The sequence below is a fragment of the Halobacillus sp. Cin3 genome (assembly GCF_947311855.1).
In the GTDB taxonomy this organism is placed as follows: Bacteria; Bacillota; Bacilli; order Bacillales; family Halobacillaceae; genus Halobacillus; species Halobacillus kuroshimensis.
Window position 1 is genome coordinate 429,012 of record NZ_CAMZMV010000004.1, and the last position, 16,999, is coordinate 446,010.

Here is a 16,999-nt window from a genome sequence, read left to right on the forward strand (position 1 = left end):
GTATGGGGAAAATCGAAGTCATTTTCAAAAAGGAAGACATACAACCTGAAAAGCTGACCGGGAAAACAGCTGTGGTTTTTGACGTGCTTTTTGCAACCTCGACAATGACGGCCGCGATAGCTGATGGGGCGCTGTCTGTGCTCCCTGTTTACAGTCCTGAGCTAGCTCGGAAAACGGCAGAGGCATTTGACCAGCCCTTCCTTCTTGCCGGCGAGGATCAAGGTCGTACGATTGAGGGGTTTTATCCGCCTTTACGAAATCAACTGAAAAAATTTGTTGCAGGTAAACATCTTATTTTGACGACTACGAATGGTACGGTCGCACTTCACAAGGCTCAAAAAGCGGCAGATCTTTATGCCTCATCGCTGCTCAACAACCCGTCAACGGCCAGGCATCTGAACGAATCTCACAGCGGGGAAACCATTGTGATCATATGTTCTGGTTCAAGCGGTCTGTTTACAATGGAGGATTTTTATGGAGCAGGAAGTCTTGTCCATCATATGCAGCAGGATGGAAATTGGGAGCTTTCAGATGGGGCGTTAACATCCCTGCATTTTTATAAAGGCGGTGGTGAGGCCCGGGAATTGCTTCGTTCCTGCCGGATTGGAAACTGGCTAATGAAACATGGTCTCGATCCTGCGGAGATCGACTTCGCTGCACAGGAAGGAGTGGTTGAAGCGGTTCTTGCTTACGACAAAATAACAGGACAAGTCAAGGAGGGACATTATGCATCCAGTTAAACATGAATGGAAAGGTGGTCGATTCCTCACTTCTGATGTGGATCCAGAGACGGTTTTCACCCCGGAGGATCAGACGGAAGAGCACCGGATGATTGGACGGACCGCTCGTCAGTTTATTGAAGGGGAGGTGCGTCCACACAGGGAACGCATCGAACGAGGCGATTATGACTTCGTTGCCCGGAAGATGAAAAAAGCAGGGGACCTGGGGCTCCTGGCTCACAGCATTCCGGAAAAGTACGGTGGTCTCGGGCTTGATAAAATCAGCAAAGGCATCGTGGGGGAGGCGTTGGGGAGCGCCGGCGGCTACAGTGTGGCCCATTCCAATCATACGTGTATCGCCACTCTGCCGATTACTTACTTCGGTTCGGAGGAACAGAAGAAGAAATACCTGCCGAAACTTGCCTCCGGAGCTTTTATAGGTGCCTACTGCCTGACAGAACCGGAAGCAGGGTCGGACGCTTTATCCGCAAAAACGACAGCTGTCATGAACGAGAGCGGATCGCACTATGTGCTTAATGGAACGAAAATCTATATAACAAATGCCGCGTTTTCCGATACGTTCATCGTATATGCGAAAGTGGATGGAGAGCATTTTACAGCTTTTATCGTAGAAAAGGATTTGCCGGGGCTGTCGATCGGGCCGGAGGAAGACAAAATGGGAATCAAAGGATCCTCCACCTGCTCGGTCGTTATGGAAGACTGTCAGGTCCCGGCGGAGAATCTTCTGGGAGACGTCGGCCGGGGGCATTTGATTGCTTTGAATGTGTTGAATCTCGGTCGGTTTAACTTAGGGTTTGCGACGCTTGGTGCCGCGAAGTACAGCTTTCAGCTCGCTCTTGCTCATGCTTCCGAGCGGCGGCAGTTTGGAAAAGCAATCACGGATTTCAGGGCAAGTAAGCAGAAACTGGCCTGGATGGCCGCGGATTTATATGCGGCTGAATCGGTCATGTACAGGACAGCAGGGCATATTGAATCAGCACTCGCGGGCCACTATGATACAGAAGACAAACAGGCTGTGGCCAAAGCGATGAACGAGCATCGTATGGAAGCGGCCATCTGCAAGATTGTCGGATCTGAAACATTGGATCGTGTCGTAGATGAAGCGGTGCAGCTTCACGGAGGGGCGGGGTTCATCAAGGAATATCCGGTTGAACAAGCTTATCGTGATGCGCGGATCAACCGCATTTTTGAAGGAACCAACGAGATTAATCGTCTGCTTATCCCGGGGGCCTTTTTCCAAACAGCCGGAAAAGCGGAAATAGATACACATGCCTTAGTGAAACAGGCCGATGATTCCTTGAAAACAGGTGGTTACAAACGGGAGCAGGGCCCTGTGCCGAAGCTCGAAGAGGCGGTCGCGTTGTGTAAAGATTTATATCTTGTTTCCGCTGGAGCTGCTTATAAAATTTATGGATCCGCCATTAAAGATGAGCAGGAAACATTGATGGAGCTGGCAGACATAGCCATTGAAATCTACCGCTCCGAGTCCAGCGTTCTTCGTGCCAAAAAAGGCAGTGGGAGCTCAAGTCTTCACCTGCAGCTGGCAGAGACCGTCATCGAGCGCTCCGTTGAAAACGTCCGCCGGTCTGTAGGCCGCTTGTTTTCTTCTCTCCTTAGAGGAGAAGAACGGATGAAGGCATTGAGGAGTGCTGCAGCCCTGTTAAGTGTGTATTCCTTTGAAGGAAGCCTGGATCGGAACCGCCGCCTTGCTGAACAGATGGTAGAATCCGGTCACTATAAAGTTTAAAAGGAGAGATGAAGATGAAATTAGGTAATGATCATGTAGCTGTGGATATCAATGGACCCGTCATGTCCTGTGTACTGAACCGCCCGGACAGTCTGAACGCATTTTCTGATCAAATGATCGGTGGTTTGATGGAAGCTTTGGAAGAGGCCTCCAGGAATGAGGAAGTGAAAGTGATTACGCTGTCCGGAGCAGGTCGGTCTTTTTCTGCAGGCGGCGATGTGAAAAGCATGGGCGAAGCCTCGGCCCAGCATTTGTATGATCATGTCGGTGAGTTGAATAAACTGATTCTGAAGATCAAAGATGTACCGAAGCCGGTCGTAGCGGTCGTCCATGGGTATGCGGCCGGAGCAGGATTCAATCTTGCTCTTGCCTGTGATCAGATTCTAGCAGCTGAAGAAAGCCGGTTTGTTTTGAGCTTTGCGCAGGTCGGCTTGATTTCCGATGGCGGCGGTCACTATTTCCTTTCCCGTCTCATCGGGCCGTACCGGACGAAAGAGCTGCTGTTTACTGCCGAACCGATTCCGGTTGAGACAGCATCAGAGTGGGGCCTCGTCAACAGAGTGATTCCAGCTGGCGAGCTGGAAGAGGAAGCGATGAATTATGCGCTTCGTCTGGCCAAAGGGCCGGGGAGGGCCATCGGTATGATGAAGAAAATTGTTGATCAATCCGATCAATCCGACCTTGCCGCTATCCTGGAGCAGGAGCGGATCTCTCAAACAATGATGGCTGAAACAATGGATCATAAAGAAGGTGTAGCTGCATTTAAGGAAAAGCGGAAACCGCAGTTTACAGGGAAGTGAGGGGCAAATGATGAAAGCTATTCAATTTAAACAATATGGAAGTCCATCCGTCCTTGAAAAAGTGGATGTTGAAAAGCCGTCTCTGGCTAAGGATGAAGTGCTTGTCAAAGTATCGGCTGTCGGTGTCAACTATGCCGATACGGCCCGGAGAGAAGGGGCCTATGTGGTTCCGACACCACTACCCTTTATACCTGGTGCTGAAGTGGCTGGTGTTGTGGAAGCTGTCGGATCCGACGTCCAGGATGTGAACGAAGGGGACCGTGTCGTGACTTTGATTGAATCCGGTGGGTATGCGGAGTATGCGAAAGCGAAGGCCGCTTCGCTCATTCCGATTCCTGATGAGGTGGATGATGAAACAGCAGTGGCCATTCCTCTACAGGGACTGACCGCTTATCACATTCTAACGACGATGGGCCGGATGGAGCACGGAGAAACGGTCCTTGTTCATGCTGCAGCAGGAGGAGTAGGATCGCTTGCGGTGCAGCTGGCGAAACAGTTTGGTGCAGGGAAAGTCATTGCAACGGCAAGTACAGAAGAGAAGCGGCAGCTGGCTCTTGAACTTGGAGCCGATGAAGTGGTGGACTATACGAAGGAGAACTGGCGGGACGATGTTCTTGAAATGACGGGCGGCCGCGGGGTCGATGTTGCTCTGGAAATGGCAGGAGGAGACATTTTTCACGAAACGGTGAAGTGTATGCGGTCCTTCGGTCGTGTTGTCGTGTATGGGGTAGCCAGTGGAGATCCGGCAAAAATGTATCCTTCCGGGTTGATGAACCGAAACTTATCCGTCATCGGTTTTTTCCTCCCGCAGATTATGAAAAAGCCGGAAATGTTTAAACGAAGCCTTCACCACTTATTGGAACTAGTGAATACCGGCGATGTAAACTTGACGGTAGGCGGCGTTTATTCATTGGAGGAAGCGGCCAAAGTTCATGAACTGATGCAGGGGAGAAAAACGAAAGGAAAGCTGGTGCTTAAGCCATAATGCTGCTTTAGGGCTGTCGGGGAATTTCCCGGCAGCTTTTCTATGTTTATGGATCTTCAACGGTGCGTCTGAGAATCTGTCCCTTTCTTGAAGGGGATCCAAGGACAGGGAGGAATCAATTGGAAACTTGTCGAATACACAGGACACGCAGAAATAAAGGAGGCTATTATCTTGTTTACCTATACAGTTGATGATCAGTTGTCATTGAAATTAATTGGCCACGAAGACGCAGAAGAACTCTTTCAATTATCGGACCAATCCAGGGATCACCTTCGAACGTGGCTTCCGTGGATTGATCTCACGAAGACGGTGGAGGACACCCGGGGTTTTATCCAAAGCAGTCTAAAGAGATATGCTGAAAATAATGGCTGGACGGTCTGTATCCTTTGGGAAGGGCGGATCGCCGGGATTGTTGATTTTCACGAACTCGATTACAACAACAAAAAGACCAGCATCGGTTACTGGATGGGAGAGGAATTTAAAGGGAAAGGTCTGTTGACACGCGCCTGCCGGGAATTATTTGATTATGCCTTTCATACGCTTGGCATGAACCGGATCGAAATCCGTGCGGCGGAGCAGAATGAAAAAAGCAGAGCTGTCCCTGAGCGTCTCGGTTTTGTAGAGGAAGGGCTCATCCGCAGCGCCGCCCTCCTCTATGATGAGTATACAGATCATGTGGTTTACGGCATGCTTAAAAAAGACTGGATCAAACGGACGGTGGATATATGAAGTATCAGGTAGAAGTTGTCCAGTTGAAAAGTCCCGCCAAAAAAGAAAGCGAAGATGCGTATGTTCTTCATGAAGGTGCCGGTGTTTACGGCGTGTTTGATGGAGCTACGCCGCTTGTTTCGTTTGAAGATCAGGATGGTCATAACGGCGCCTATCTTGCTGCCCATCGTTTCAGAGAACACATGCAGAACATGGACGGAGTAGATTCCTTGATCAGAACAGTGGAGGAGGCCAACATCGATTTGTTTGAAGAGATGGTTTCAGCCGGAGTGGATACGTCCAAAGGAGAGGAGCGGTGGTCGACGTGTGTGGCTGCGATTAAATTGGAACACAGGCATTTCCACTATGCTCATCTGGGAGATTGTATGATTATGGCCGGTGATAAAAAGGGCGCAGTTCATGTGCTCACGACAGATACAGTCGCAGGAATCAGCGCCCGCGCAAAAATGAAAAGAGAGAAAGACAGAGAAAAGGGGCTGCAGGTTAAGGAAGAGCCGTATTACGACGTGCTTCTACATCAGCTTCAGTATAACCGGAGCCTGGCCAACATACCAGGAGGTTATACGGTAGCCAACGGTATGCCGGAGGTGATGACCCATCTTGATTCAGGCTCCTACCCAGTTGAAGAGCTTGAAGATCTATGGCTTGTAAGTGACGGTTTATTCCACCCTGAACTTTCTTTGGAAGAGACATGCAGACGAATGAAGCAGGAAGGGATACGCTCCTATATCAGCGATCTTACTTCCTATTTAGAGAAACACCGGCTTCCGATTGATGACCGGACCGTTATTCACCTGCGTTTTTCATAACCTGCTTGTTGATGAAAAGAAAAAAACCTGCAGGACGACCGCTGTCAATCGATCATCCGGCAGGTTTTATAGTTAGGATAAATTCCGTTATTATTCGACAACCGCAAGTAGAAAACCGTCATAACCTTTGTTCCCAACTGTCTGGAAGACGGTGCTCTCCAGACGAGGGTGATTGTGGAGAAGGTCGAACATCTGCCGGATTCCATGGATACTTTCGGATCCGCTGTCTTCCTCGAGGATTTTACCGTTCCGAATAACGTTGTCGACCAGGATGGTTGTTCCTGGTTTGGACAGTTTCAATACGTGTTCGATATAGTGGGGATTGTTCTCCTTATCGGCATCGATGAAAATAAAGTCGAAGGGCTCGTCATTCTCGAGCATAGGAAGCGTTTCGAGAGCAGGCCCGACGTGAATGGATATTTTATCCTTCACACCAGCGTTTTCCATGTTGATGGCGGCTGTTTCAGCATGTTTTGGATTAAACTCAAGAGTGGTCAGCGCTCCATTTTCCGGCAGTGCTTTAGCCATCCAGATTGAGCTGTATCCGCCAAGCGTTCCGATTTCCAAAACTCTCCGGGCTGCTTTCATCTTGACATAAAGGTAGAGCATTTTCCCCTGCGCAGCGGAGACACCGATGGAAGGCAGACCTTCTTTTTTATTCAGGGCTGTGATTGAAGCCATTGCCTCATCCTCCGGGATCAGCCGGTCGATGACGTATTCATCTACTTTCTCCCACGTTTCACGTTCGCTCATAAAATCCTCTCCTTTTCTTTTTTTGATGCCGTTTACCACCCAGCAGCTGGAAAGATGAGTGATACAAAGAACGGGCGGAACCCAGCGGACCGCCCGTTTTTCTATTTATTCAAAAAGCTGTGGAATACCTTGAATCAAGGATACACCGCCCATATAAGCCATTGCAATGACAATGAGGGCTCCGAAGATTGTAAGCCAGAGTGGATGTTTGTAATCTCCGACGATCTTCGTTTTATAAGCGGCCACAAGCATGACCCCGAGAGCAATCGGAAGGATTAATCCGTTCAAAGACCCGACAAGAATCAGAACTTTGACAGGTTTCCCGATGGAAACAAAGACCGTGGTGGAAATGACAATAAACCCGACGATAAACCACTTGTGGTACTTCTCGATGGTTTTACTGAATGTACGGATGAAAGAGACAGATGTGTAGGCTGCACCGACAACAGAAGTAACAGCGGCCGCCCACATGATAATGCCGAAAATCTTATATCCGATATTTCCTGCTGCGGCCTGGAATACAGAGGCCGGCGGGTTGGATGGGTCGAGGGTCACACCGGAAGCGACCACCCCAAGAGAGGCGAGGAAAAGGAAAATCCTCATAACGGAAGCGATTCCGATCGCCGATACGGAGCTTTTCGTTACCTGCCCCAGGGATTCCTGTCCCTTTACACCGGCGTCCAGAAGACGGTGGCCCCCTGCGAAGGTGATATATCCACCGACGGTTCCACCGACTAGTGTGACAATCGCCAGGAAATCAATCGTATCCGGGGCGAATGTTTTGGCAGCCGCCTCCCCGATAGGCGGGTTGGCTGAAAACATAACAAAGATTGTAAGAGCGATCATGATAAAACCGGCAATCTGTGCGAACCGGTCCATCACTTTACCAGCCTCCCGAACGAGGAAGACGGCGACGGCTACAATACCGCTGAACAGAGCACCCATCTCAGGAGAGATGCCGAAAAGGACATTGGTCCCCAGTCCGGCACCGGCAATGTTCCCGATATTAAAAGCGAGACCTCCGGCTACAATGAGGATGGATAAGAAAACGCCGAGACCCGGCAGAAGGCTGTTCGCTATATCCTGCGCCGGTTTTTCCGAAACGGCGATGATCCGCCAGATGTTCAACTGCGCACCAATATCAATGATGATGGATATGAGGATGACAAAACCGAAACTCGCAGCAAGCTGTTCGGTAAAGTGTGTGGTTTGTGTTAGAAATCCCGGCCCGATGGCGGAGGTCGCCATAAGGAAAGCGGCCCCTAAGAGGAGACTTCTGGTCGATTGTTGTTTCATGTTGTTCTCCTTTCTACTTACCGTGATAAGACCGATCCAATAGCTTCAAGCTGGATGCCTGATTCCTCGAAAGCCTCCCGTATGTATTTCGCGAAGTCAACAGCGCTTGCGCCGTCTCCGTGGATACAAATCGTTTCTGCATCGATATCGATATCGATATCTTGAAGCGTTGACACTTTTCTTTCTTTGACCATACGAATCACCTGATTAACCGCTTCTTCATGATCGGTAATCAGAGCATTCGGTTCCCGGCGTGAAGTGAGAGAGCCATCCTGCTGATAGGTACGGTCAGAAAAGACTTCACTTGCTGTTTTCAATCCGGCAGCCTTACCTGCGTGGATTAATTCACTGCCAGCCAGCCCAAACAGGATGAGTGAGGCGTCCACATCATAAACTGCTTTGGCAACAGCGTCAGCCAGAGGGCGGTTTTTAGCGGCCATATTGAAAAGGGCGCCATGTGGTTTGACGTGCTGGAGCTGACCGCCTTCCGCCTGGACAAACCCTTGAAGCGCACCGACCTGGTAAACGACCATATCATATGCTTCTTCTGGTGAAATCTCCATCGGTCGGCGGCCGAAACCAGCCAAATCCGGAAGGCCCGGATGTGCACCGATTCCTACACCATACTGGATGGCCATGCGTACGGTTTTCTTCATAATGGATGGATCACCAGCGTGATAGCCGCAGGCGATATTCACGGAAGTCACATAGTTCATCATTTCTTCGTCCCGTCCGATTGTGTAGGACCCGAAGCTTTCTCCCATATCACAGTTCAAATCAACAACGTACATGCGTATTCCCCCTTATTTTAATTTCATTTCAATGCCCCGCGCTAACAGCTTAATATCCTTCTCCTGCTGCAGATACAAGCGCTGAGCTTCCTCATGGGTGATCATCGTAAACGAAAAGGATTCTCCAGGACGCATCTGTGCAAGCCTTGGAAGATCGACAGAAGCGACTTGTGCGATTTTTGGATAGCCGCCGGTCGTCTGACGGTCTGCGAGAAGAATAATCGGATTTCCCTCGGCAGGCACCTGGATGGTCCCGAAGGTTACAGCCTCTGAGAGAAGATCACGTTCTTCCACAGCCGATAACCGACACCCGGTCAACCGATAGCCCATACGGTCCGACTTGGAATCAATGTTGAATGTCTCACTCGTCAAGCGGCCCCGGCTTTCTTCATCAAACCAATCATATTCCCGCCCCGGCATAATCCGGATTGGATCCTTTGTATATCCATTGTGGTTGAAGTCATGTCCGACGTACCAGGAAGCCTCATGGAAGCTGGAGTCGCCGGTGTCTGCTTTCAGCTGCTCCATTACACGATTGGAGAGGTGAGAAAAATCAGAAGGTTCAAGAACATCCCCTTTCTCGAGCGGTCGTCCTTGATGTCCGCCGATACCCGCGCGGATGTAAGTCGACGCGCTGTTCATTGTAAGAGGGATATCAAATCCGCCTGCCACAGCCAAATAGGCACGGAAGCCGGTTTTCGGTTTTCCGAAACGAAGTTCACTGCCTTGTTTTATGTAAAGAGGTTTCCATGTCCCTACACGTTCTCCGTTTACCATCGGAGTCAAATCGCCGCCGCAGATGGATAGGCAGACGTCCTGCTGGAATTCCAGTACAGGGCCCATTAACGTAACTTCAAGAACAGGGGCGTGCTGTTCATTACCAACCAGAAGATTGGCAATCCGGTAAGCTTCCTGATCCATCACCCCGCTGGCAATGACGCCGTGCTTTTGATGTCCGTACCTGCCAAAGTCCTGAATGGTCGTAAGGAGTCCGGGTTTCAATACATGTATCATTCTCCGCCCTCCTTCAGGTTTTCATACTCTTCTTGGGTAATCCTTTTAAATTGGATCCGGTCTCCAGCCTGTAGAAGAGTGGGAGATTCTTCGTTTGATGGATCAAACATCTTTGATGGTGTTCGACCGATCAACTGCCATCCTCCTGGTGTTTCCAAAGGATAGACGCCTGTCTGGGCGCCGGCTATTCCGACCGTACCGGATGGGATCTTCAAACGAGGATCTTTTCTCCTGGGTGTTGCAATGGCTGGGTCCATACCGCCGATATAGGGGAAACCGGGTGCAAAACCGATCATATAAACCAAGTAGTCTCCGTTCATATGTTTTTCAATGACTTCTTCTTCTGTCAACCCATTCTTCTCAGCCACATAAGACAGATCCGGGCCGAGCTCGCCACCGTAACAGACAGGGATTTCCACCGTCCGGGCCGACCCGGATTCCTTGATTGTTAAAGTGGACAAAAATTGAGATACCTGATGGTGAACCCAATCGTAGGGGAGCTGGTTCCGTGAGGTTTTATGATTGGCTATGTAAAGAGGATCATAAAAAAGCGTCACCGTCGTAAAAGCGGGGATGTACTCGATCATCCATTCCGGCTGCCATTCGTCGAGGCTGCTCGCTGCCGCCTGCACAGTCTGATTGATTTCTTCACTGATTTCGTTTCCGAATTCAATCAACACCGCCTGATCACCTAAGGGATGCAGGGACCAATCCATACAATAACCTCCTTTATTCCTTGAGTTTTGTCGTAAGGCTGAAAAATCCTTACCTCTTATCGTAGCCTATTTTAAGGCCGCTTTCAATTTAAGAATCCATTACAGCAAAGGGTTAAAGGATAGGGCTTGAATGGAATAAAGGAATAAACAAGGAAATGGAGGGGGCAAGGATGCCATGGGATAACGACGATTACCCAAGTTCATTGAAGAATCTGAATACAGCTGTCCGGAAAAAGGCCATAGACATCGCCAATGCTATGCTGGATGAAGGGTATGAGGAAGGAAGAGCCATTCCGATTGCCATTGAACAGGCGAAGGAATGGAGCAGCCATGCGGGCGAGGAAGAACGGAAAAAAGTGAAGCAGATGACTGACAAGGCACTGAGGAGCAGGGGAGAAGATCAGGGTGGGGGGTCAGAATCGCGTCCGGAATTGATGGACAAAGGCGAACATGTCCTTTCTCACGAGCAGGGATGGGCTGTCAAAGCGGAGGATGCAGAAAAGCCGTCCAATGTTTACGAAACCAAACAAGAAGCAGTCAGTCGTGCAAAAGAAATCGCTGAAAATAAAGGGACTCAGGTGATTATTCATAAGAAAGACGGGTCCATTCAGAATAAACAATCTTTTTGAGATGGAATTTTATGTTTAAAATGGGTGGAAACAGGATATTGTTTTTATACATTATATAAAGGAGGAATTCATAGTGGCTGAATCTAAGAACCAGGCAGAACACGTTGTTCCTCATGAGGACGGCTGGGCTGTCAAGGCAGAAGGAGCCGAACAACCGACGAAAATCTATGAGAACAAGCAGGATGCGATTGATCGTGCGAAGGAGATTGCACAGAACAAAGGGACGTCAGCCATCATTCATACGGAAAAAGGGACCATTCAGAATCAATACAATTATTCCAGCTGATCAGTGAAAAGCACCCGGATCCGGGTGCTTTTGCTATGTTTTCTTTCCAAGGCCTGTGGTAAGATAAATGGATAATGGTCAGATGGAAGGAAGGATTCCGATGAGTGGACAAAAACGCAGTGATATTCAGACTGGAGCAGAGGTGGATATCGTTTTGAAGCAGGATCAGCGGACAGGGAAGCTGACAAGAGGGAAAGTGAAGGACATTCTTACTAAATCTCCGTCTCATCCGCACGGCATTAAAGTGCGTCTGCAGGATGGGCAGGTTGGAAGAGTCAAGCATATACACGAATAAAAAGCCGACAAACAGAAAGGTGCCGTCTAAAAGACGGCACCTTTTGGCTGTAGAAAAAGCCTGTGTTAACCAGTTAGAGTTGTCCCTTTGTCGTGTAAAGCGTCACATTCCGCTTATTGGTGGATGAATGCCGCGGGCACGCCCTCAGCTGACTTGGTCAGGAAGATCATCTGCCCAAGTGGATCTTCGGTCCGTGCTGTTCCCGCAGGCATCACCACCGAACGCTCCCCGTGCCGATGTTAGAACATAGAGGAGAGAGATTGTGCTCTACGCCGATTAAAAAGAACGGCATGGGCTGCGCAGGGTGGAGGAGAGTCTTTTTCGATGTTAAAGAACTCCCAAGGAGCGGTGCCCCTTCCACTCCTGCGGAAGAACGAGCGGTCCGAGATCGCCGAGCGTGGGTTTTGCGAGGAAGCTCGGGCGCTCGTCCGCGGAAAGGGAAGGGGCTTTCGCTCCTGGCGGTAAGAAAGAAAGAAGTTTGTAAAGAAACTGGGGTTTCTATACAAGCAGAAAGGTGCCGTTTATAGACGGCACCTTTTTTATGGATTTGCCAATGCAGAATAATATCGATAAGGCATTTCTATGGTGAAAAAAGCGCCGTCATCATCCTCTTCAGCATGAGCAATCGTGTATTCTGTTCCAAAAATCTGTTCCATCGCATAATCCCCGTTATCAAAAGGCTCACGATCAATAGAGAAGCCGGACTGCAGAACCTTGTGGCGGTCTTCTTCTGTAAAGCGGCTGATTTCCGTCAATTGGATCATGGGACGAATCAAGGGAGATGTGCCGGGATTTTCTACAATCTCATAGCTCACTTCCACCTGCACAATGTGCCGTGCTTCACCAAGCATTTCCGATACGATCGATTTAAATTCTGAAACATCCATAAAAAAGCGCACTTCTTCAGGCTCTATACGGCTTAAGTAGTCGGTCATCATCAAAACTCCTTCCCTCTATGGCTATATTACCATGAGAGAAAAAAGGTTAAACGTACTCCTATGGAAAAAGCGCACCGGGGAATAGCCCGATGCGCTTTTGTACTTTCGGAAAATATCTGAAGTTTTTCACCTTGTGTTAGATAAACAAGTCTTCGTGGATCGATTCATCCACGGTATTGCCGCGGTTGTTTAATTCTACATGGTAGTTTTTAAGCAACTTAAACGACGCAATCCCTACCTCTATTGCATCCTTACAGCTCCGAAGCTGATCCAGTGTGATTAAGTCGTATCAAAACGTAGCAGAATGCCAGTCTCATACAAATCACTCTTTCTTTTTCCGAATTGCTCTTTTAACGAGCATCAATACCTAGTATAGATTAGAAGTTGATGTATGTCAAATATCGTTTTGAGTATCGTCTACCATGATGTGTGTTTGATTTACGGATTGAACAGCGGCGTCGGTACATAAATAAGCATTCCCCAGCTTATTGAAAAATAAACCTAGTCCTTCTGATCAGGCTTCATGTCCTCATCGAATTCTTCTTCCGTAAGTGAATCGTTCTTGGATTTTTTATGTTTCTTTTCGTCGTGAGCGAGTTTTTGACGCATTTCTTCGTCAGGGACATTATCTATCAATTTTTCTTTCTCCAGCTTTTCCTTGAAGCTCTGATCATCCTCTGCCAGACGGTTGTTCTGTTTTTTGTTCTTTTCAGCCATACAGCTGTCCACCTCCATCGATGATAGTATTCTGCTTGTCTATTCCTTTTTCTGCCATCTCTTAAACGCCCATCGCACACTGGACTCTTCAGCATGTAAGTTTTTTGCTTAGAACGACACAAAGGGAAGCTCTCCTGTGAAATAGAAGACCTTCCCTTTTAAGATGTTCCCGCGCACCGCAAACTCTTCATGCGGAAAGCACCGTAGCCGGCAAATGCTTAACAGACAGGAACGAGCGGCTGACCGCCCGCAGTTTATTTGCTGGTGAACTTCTGTTTGATGTTTTGGATGAATGGGATCTGCATGATGTAATCGACAGCGGTGCTGATGATTAATCCGTGAATGATGACACCGAGGATAGTGAAGATGACGATGATGGTATGACCGGCAGCTGTCTCCGGTTCGAATCCCGACCTTCCGAAAAAAGTGAGCGAGAGGATAGCGCTCTGCATCGCATCCGCGTAGGTTTCCAGCTCCTTTTCGTACAAGTTTAGAGGGATAATCAGCAGGAAGATGAGAAGGAAGGTGATTCCAAGTACTCCTGAAAGGTGCTGACGCTTTAGGAAGCGGATAAAAGGCATGGTATAGTACTTCGTCATTGATTTCAGGCGGAGCAGGTGGAGAATCCGGGCCACCCGTGCCACTTGGAAGACTGCATCCAGCGGAACAGCAGCTATAACGATGAAGGGGTTTTTCTTGATGAACTCCCACTTCTTTTCACTGGTTATTAATCGATAAAGAAAGTCGAGGAAAAAAATCGACCACGTGGACCAGACTATAACACTGTTGTAGCCTGTCTGCTGCCATATGGTGGCAATGGACAGCGCGGCAAGGCCGACCATCAACAATTCATAGAGTGTGCGCTTTGGTTTTCTTAGTAGTCGTTTCATGTACATCCTTCTCCCGGCCTGTGTCGAATCTCCTATTATTATATCATTGCTCCTCATCCTTTCGAAAAGAGTTTTTCCTGTTCTCGTCTGCTTTGTTTATGCAAAACATTGGCAGAGTGTGATTCGTTTCCGTGGGAAAGGGTTTGTGGTATTCTCAAGTTAAAGAGGAAGAGGAGAGACATGTGTGCGGATTCTAGTAAACTTTCTGAAGTTCCTTCTTGGAATTATCGGAATCGGTTTTTTGTTCTTTTATGTGATTCCATATATTGAAAATGAAGCAGGGCCTTCCTTTTTGCAGAAAGAGGATGTACCAATTCCTGATACCCTTCATCCTGTTGTTCAGGAGAATAAAGTGAAACTTGTCAACCGTGCCGAAGAGAAAGGGATTGCTGTCGTCATTACAGATGGTCATCGGTCAGTCGGGGAGCAGGATACTCTCTACGAGCAGGGGAGATCTGAGGATGGCAGAATTGTGACCTATGCAGAAGGCGGGGAATCTTATCATAATTATGGTCTTGCTATAGACTTTGCCATTGAAACGAAAGATGGGCGTGTCGTCTGGGATATGAATTATGACGGCAATGACAATGGGCAATCGGATTGGATGGAAGTTGTAGAGACAGCTAAGGATCTTGGATTCACGTGGGGAGGAGACTGGGAAAACTTCAAGGATTACCCTCACCTGCAGATGGATTTTGGGTTGTCCATCCGGGAACTTCAGTACGGCAAGCGTCCGGATGTCGAAGATTATGCGAAATAAAATACCGCAGCAGTCACCTGGCAGGTGTCCGCTGCGGTATTTGTTATTGCTGGAACGTTTCATAGGGTTTGATCATTCCGAAGACCGTTTCGATGTAGGGAAGGGATAAACCGACTTCACTACCGAGACGCAGTGCGCCTCCGTGCAAATGCTCTACTTCCAAAGGCAGGCCTTTCCTGCGGTCCTGGTGCATGGAAGACGTCATATCTTCTCCGAGGCTGCGCAGTTTTTCGAAGCCGTTTTGAACGTGTTCATCTGTCAGGTTAATCTTATGGGCATTTGCCAGTTCTTTCATCTCTGAAAGCATGCGCTCGGCAATACGCAGGGTTTGTGGAAAGCTTCGGACAACACCGATGGGTTGATTGACAGCTGTTGTAATACCTGAAAAAGCTGTAATAAACATGTACTTTTTCCACATATCCTCAAGGATGTTCGGACTCAATGTTCCGGTCATATTTGCCTGATTGCAGGCAAGAGCCAGCTCTTCACAGATGGCCTGCTGGGATGGATGAAGAGGACCGAATACTAAATCATGGAATTCACTTGTATGGACGACATGTCCGGCATCATCCAGAGTGGCTATGATATAGGAGAGCCCGCCGAGGACTGCTTCCTCCCCCAGCTCTTTCTGGAGAATGCTGATGTGTTCCATACCATTGAGGACTGGAAATACTTTGGCTCCTTTTTGGACGAGGGCTTTCAGCCAGTCCATCGTCCCGTGCAGATGATATCCTTTAACCGCAAGAAACACCAAATCAGGCTCGTGGATTTCCTCTGGACTTCTGGCGATGATGGGAGTGTCCGACTCATAGCTGCCCATTTCGCTATGTAATTTCAAACCATTCTTCTCCAGCTGTTCTGCACGGCCTTCCCGTACGAGGTTAATCACTTCATGACCAGCTTCCTCCCAGCGCGCCCCAAAATAGGCGCCGAGAGCACCTGCACCAAATACAACGATTCTCATCAACCTGCACCTCCGTGATTAATTGGTTTCCGCAACGCGTTCTGTTGTAAAGCTTGATGTAACGACACGATTCATTTCTACAATATCTTTGATGTTCCCATCCAGATAGTGGATCATATCATCAAAACCGACTTCTTTCATAACGTTATGGTAGTGCTCTTCACTTTCAAAAACCGATTGGCCGAGGAATAGTTCTTCATTCTCTTCCATTTCGACAAGGTTCAGCAGTCCCATGGAACCTTGTCTTCCGGTTAACTCGCGGGCAAAATAAATGTTGTGCTCAAGGGTTCCGTGATTTTCAAGGATTTCTCCAGACTTTTTGGTGATTTTCAAAAATTTGTCTATATTTCGCTGTTCTACTCTGAAAAAACAAATAATAGTAAACATTGGATGTCCCCTTTTTTTATGCTTTTTTATCTAAACTGGTCGCGCGTCCGGCGTCTATTAATAGGAATATGGCGGTAACGGAGTGCAGAATCCAGCCGAGAACCGGTATCCACGCCAGGGCACTTGTGATCATTCCGAGTACACTGCCCGCATAAGTCCGATTATCCCGTACGGCAAAAATCAGAGTAATCAAGTGGGCCACAAACATAAAGAGGAGGGCGTTCCATCCGCTTCCAACGACAAATAACCCCCCGATGAATGGAATTGCAAGAAGCGCTTCACATCCTCCGGTCACCCATTTTAATATTGTTGATAGTTTCATTCGTTAGTCTCCTTTTCACATGTTCTATCCACTTTTTTAACCTTATAGGAAATTTTAAAACCTTTCAATTCATGGAAAGTGAAAAGAAACTGATATTCCTTACGGCCTTATTTCGACATGAACGGGGAAGAGTCCTTTAATTACGCGGATAAAAACCAAGCCTCCCGAGTTCTGATCGGAAGGCTTGGCAGGTTCCCGCTCTCGGGATATAGGGTTTTGAATGGGATGGCTCCGCATTTCTGGGATGTTCAGCTCTGCCACCCAGACTCTCGTGACATAAGTCAATCCCTTACGTTAAGAAAGATCACTTCACTGCAGGGCTTGTCTTATGCATGTCGAGTCTATCGGGGTGACTCCGCATTTCTGGGATGTCCAGCTGCAGTGCCCAGTCCCTCGAGGTCATAAGTCAATCACCTCCGTGGAGGAAGATC

21 protein-coding genes are annotated in these 16,999 nt (G+C 48.3%); 10 read left to right on the forward strand and 11 right to left on the reverse strand.

The features are described from left to right. Positions 1-2: 2 nt before the first annotated feature. The 6 genes from QMA39_RS15205 to QMA39_RS15230 all read left to right on the forward strand — a co-directional run bounded on the left by QMA39_RS15205 (position 3) and on the right by QMA39_RS15230 (position 5,810). Entirely contained in the window at positions 3-740 is a 738-nt protein-coding gene (locus QMA39_RS15205) for a 2-phosphosulfolactate phosphatase (protein ID WP_027956195.1), read from the forward strand. Beyond that, on the forward strand, positions 727-2,487 hold the full coding sequence (locus QMA39_RS15210) for an acyl-CoA dehydrogenase family protein (RefSeq protein ID WP_281659232.1): 1,761 nt from the start codon (positions 727-729) through the stop codon (positions 2,485-2,487). The genes QMA39_RS15205 and QMA39_RS15210 overlap by 14 nt, the downstream gene beginning before the upstream one ends. A 14-nt stretch (positions 2,488-2,501) precedes the next feature. Next, positions 2,502-3,287: an enoyl-CoA hydratase gene (locus QMA39_RS15215; RefSeq protein WP_027956193.1), complete on the forward strand. Its 786-nt coding sequence runs from the start codon at positions 2,502-2,504 to the stop codon at positions 3,285-3,287. 10 nt (positions 3,288-3,297) lie between these two features. Further along, positions 3,298-4,272 (forward strand): quinone oxidoreductase, encoded by a 975-nt coding sequence (locus QMA39_RS15220; protein WP_281659233.1) that lies wholly within the window; start codon positions 3,298-3,300, stop codon positions 4,270-4,272. A gap of 171 nt (positions 4,273-4,443) precedes the next feature. Continuing rightward, positions 4,444-5,001, forward strand: a complete 558-nt coding sequence (locus QMA39_RS15225) for a GNAT family protein (protein WP_206934149.1) — start codon at positions 4,444-4,446, stop codon at positions 4,999-5,001. Then, positions 4,998-5,810 carry a protein phosphatase 2C domain-containing protein gene (locus tag QMA39_RS15230; RefSeq protein ID WP_281659234.1) on the forward strand — a complete coding sequence of 271 codons (813 nt, stop codon included), beginning with the start codon at positions 4,998-5,000 and terminating at the stop codon, positions 5,808-5,810. The genes QMA39_RS15225 and QMA39_RS15230 overlap by 4 nt, the downstream gene beginning before the upstream one ends. A 90-nt stretch (positions 5,811-5,900) precedes the next feature. Here the strand turns inward: QMA39_RS15230 and QMA39_RS15235 are convergent, their stop codons facing one another. The 5 genes from QMA39_RS15235 to pxpB form a co-directional block, all read right to left on the reverse strand. Continuing rightward, a complete protein-coding gene (locus QMA39_RS15235; RefSeq protein ID WP_281659235.1) occupies positions 5,901-6,563 on the reverse strand; it encodes an O-methyltransferase in 663 nt (220 codons plus the stop codon). Positions 6,564-6,668: 105 nt separating this feature from the next. Next, a complete protein-coding gene (locus QMA39_RS15240) occupies positions 6,669-7,859 on the reverse strand; it encodes an NRAMP family divalent metal transporter (protein WP_027956188.1) in 1,191 nt (396 codons plus the stop codon). Positions 7,860-7,876: 17 nt separating this feature from the next. Beyond that, complete coding sequence (locus QMA39_RS15245; RefSeq protein WP_206934154.1) at positions 7,877-8,650, reverse strand: 5-oxoprolinase subunit PxpA; 774 nt, start codon at positions 8,648-8,650, stop codon at positions 7,877-7,879. Positions 8,651-8,662: 12 nt separating this feature from the next. After that, positions 8,663-9,664: a biotin-dependent carboxyltransferase family protein gene (locus tag QMA39_RS15250; protein ID WP_206934156.1), complete on the reverse strand. Its 1,002-nt coding sequence runs from the start codon at positions 9,662-9,664 to the stop codon at positions 8,663-8,665. Then, positions 9,661-10,380, reverse strand: coding sequence for a 5-oxoprolinase subunit PxpB (gene pxpB, locus QMA39_RS15255; RefSeq protein WP_027956185.1), 720 nt, complete (start codon positions 10,378-10,380; stop codon positions 9,661-9,663). Before pxpB ends, QMA39_RS15250 begins: the two co-directional genes overlap by 4 nt. Positions 10,381-10,550: 170 nt before the next feature. Between pxpB and QMA39_RS15260 the strand changes: the two genes are divergently transcribed. The 3 genes from QMA39_RS15260 (at position 10,551) to QMA39_RS15270 (ending at position 11,590) form a co-directional block, all read left to right on the forward strand. Then, positions 10,551-11,009, forward strand: a complete 459-nt coding sequence (locus tag QMA39_RS15260) for a DUF2188 domain-containing protein (RefSeq protein WP_281659236.1) — start codon at positions 10,551-10,553, stop codon at positions 11,007-11,009. A 73-nt stretch (positions 11,010-11,082) separates the two neighbouring features. Beyond that, positions 11,083-11,295: a DUF2188 domain-containing protein gene (locus QMA39_RS15265; RefSeq protein ID WP_027956183.1), complete on the forward strand. Its 213-nt coding sequence runs from the start codon at positions 11,083-11,085 to the stop codon at positions 11,293-11,295. Positions 11,296-11,395: 100 nt separating this feature from the next. Beyond that, positions 11,396-11,590 carry a YwbE family protein gene (locus QMA39_RS15270; RefSeq protein WP_027956182.1) on the forward strand — a complete coding sequence of 65 codons (195 nt, stop codon included), beginning with the start codon at positions 11,396-11,398 and terminating at the stop codon, positions 11,588-11,590. 539 nt (positions 11,591-12,129) lie between these two features. On the opposite strand, the gene QMA39_RS15275 is transcribed toward QMA39_RS15270, so the two are convergent. The 3 genes from QMA39_RS15275 to QMA39_RS15285 form a co-directional block, all read right to left on the reverse strand. Further along, positions 12,130-12,525 (reverse strand): hypothetical protein, encoded by a 396-nt coding sequence (locus QMA39_RS15275; RefSeq protein ID WP_281659237.1) that lies wholly within the window; start codon positions 12,523-12,525, stop codon positions 12,130-12,132. Positions 12,526-13,029: 504 nt separating this feature from the next. After that, positions 13,030-13,245, reverse strand: a complete 216-nt coding sequence (locus tag QMA39_RS15280) for a hypothetical protein (RefSeq protein WP_027956179.1) — start codon at positions 13,243-13,245, stop codon at positions 13,030-13,032. A gap of 254 nt (positions 13,246-13,499) precedes the next feature. After that, entirely contained in the window at positions 13,500-14,135 is a 636-nt protein-coding gene (locus QMA39_RS15285; RefSeq protein WP_206934164.1) for a hypothetical protein, read from the reverse strand. A gap of 184 nt (positions 14,136-14,319) precedes the next feature. On the opposite strand from QMA39_RS15285, the gene QMA39_RS15290 reads away from it, so the two are divergent. Then, positions 14,320-14,895 (forward strand): M15 family metallopeptidase, encoded by a 576-nt coding sequence (locus tag QMA39_RS15290; RefSeq protein WP_027956178.1) that lies wholly within the window; start codon positions 14,320-14,322, stop codon positions 14,893-14,895. A gap of 43 nt (positions 14,896-14,938) precedes the next feature. Here the strand turns inward: QMA39_RS15290 and QMA39_RS15295 are convergent, their stop codons facing one another. From QMA39_RS15295 to QMA39_RS15305, 3 genes are read right to left on the reverse strand one after another with little or no spacing between them, the layout of a single operon-like run. Further along, complete coding sequence (locus QMA39_RS15295) at positions 14,939-15,859, reverse strand: ketopantoate reductase family protein (RefSeq protein WP_281659238.1); 921 nt, start codon at positions 15,857-15,859, stop codon at positions 14,939-14,941. Positions 15,860-15,877: 18 nt separating this feature from the next. Continuing rightward, complete coding sequence (locus tag QMA39_RS15300) at positions 15,878-16,246, reverse strand: DUF1428 family protein (RefSeq protein ID WP_206934166.1); 369 nt, start codon at positions 16,244-16,246, stop codon at positions 15,878-15,880. A gap of 16 nt (positions 16,247-16,262) precedes the next feature. Next, the gene (locus tag QMA39_RS15305; protein ID WP_027956175.1) at positions 16,263-16,568 is read right to left on the reverse strand and encodes a hypothetical protein; all 306 of its coding nucleotides are present in this window, start codon (positions 16,566-16,568) and stop codon (positions 16,263-16,265) included. Positions 16,569-16,999 lie beyond the last annotated feature (431 nt).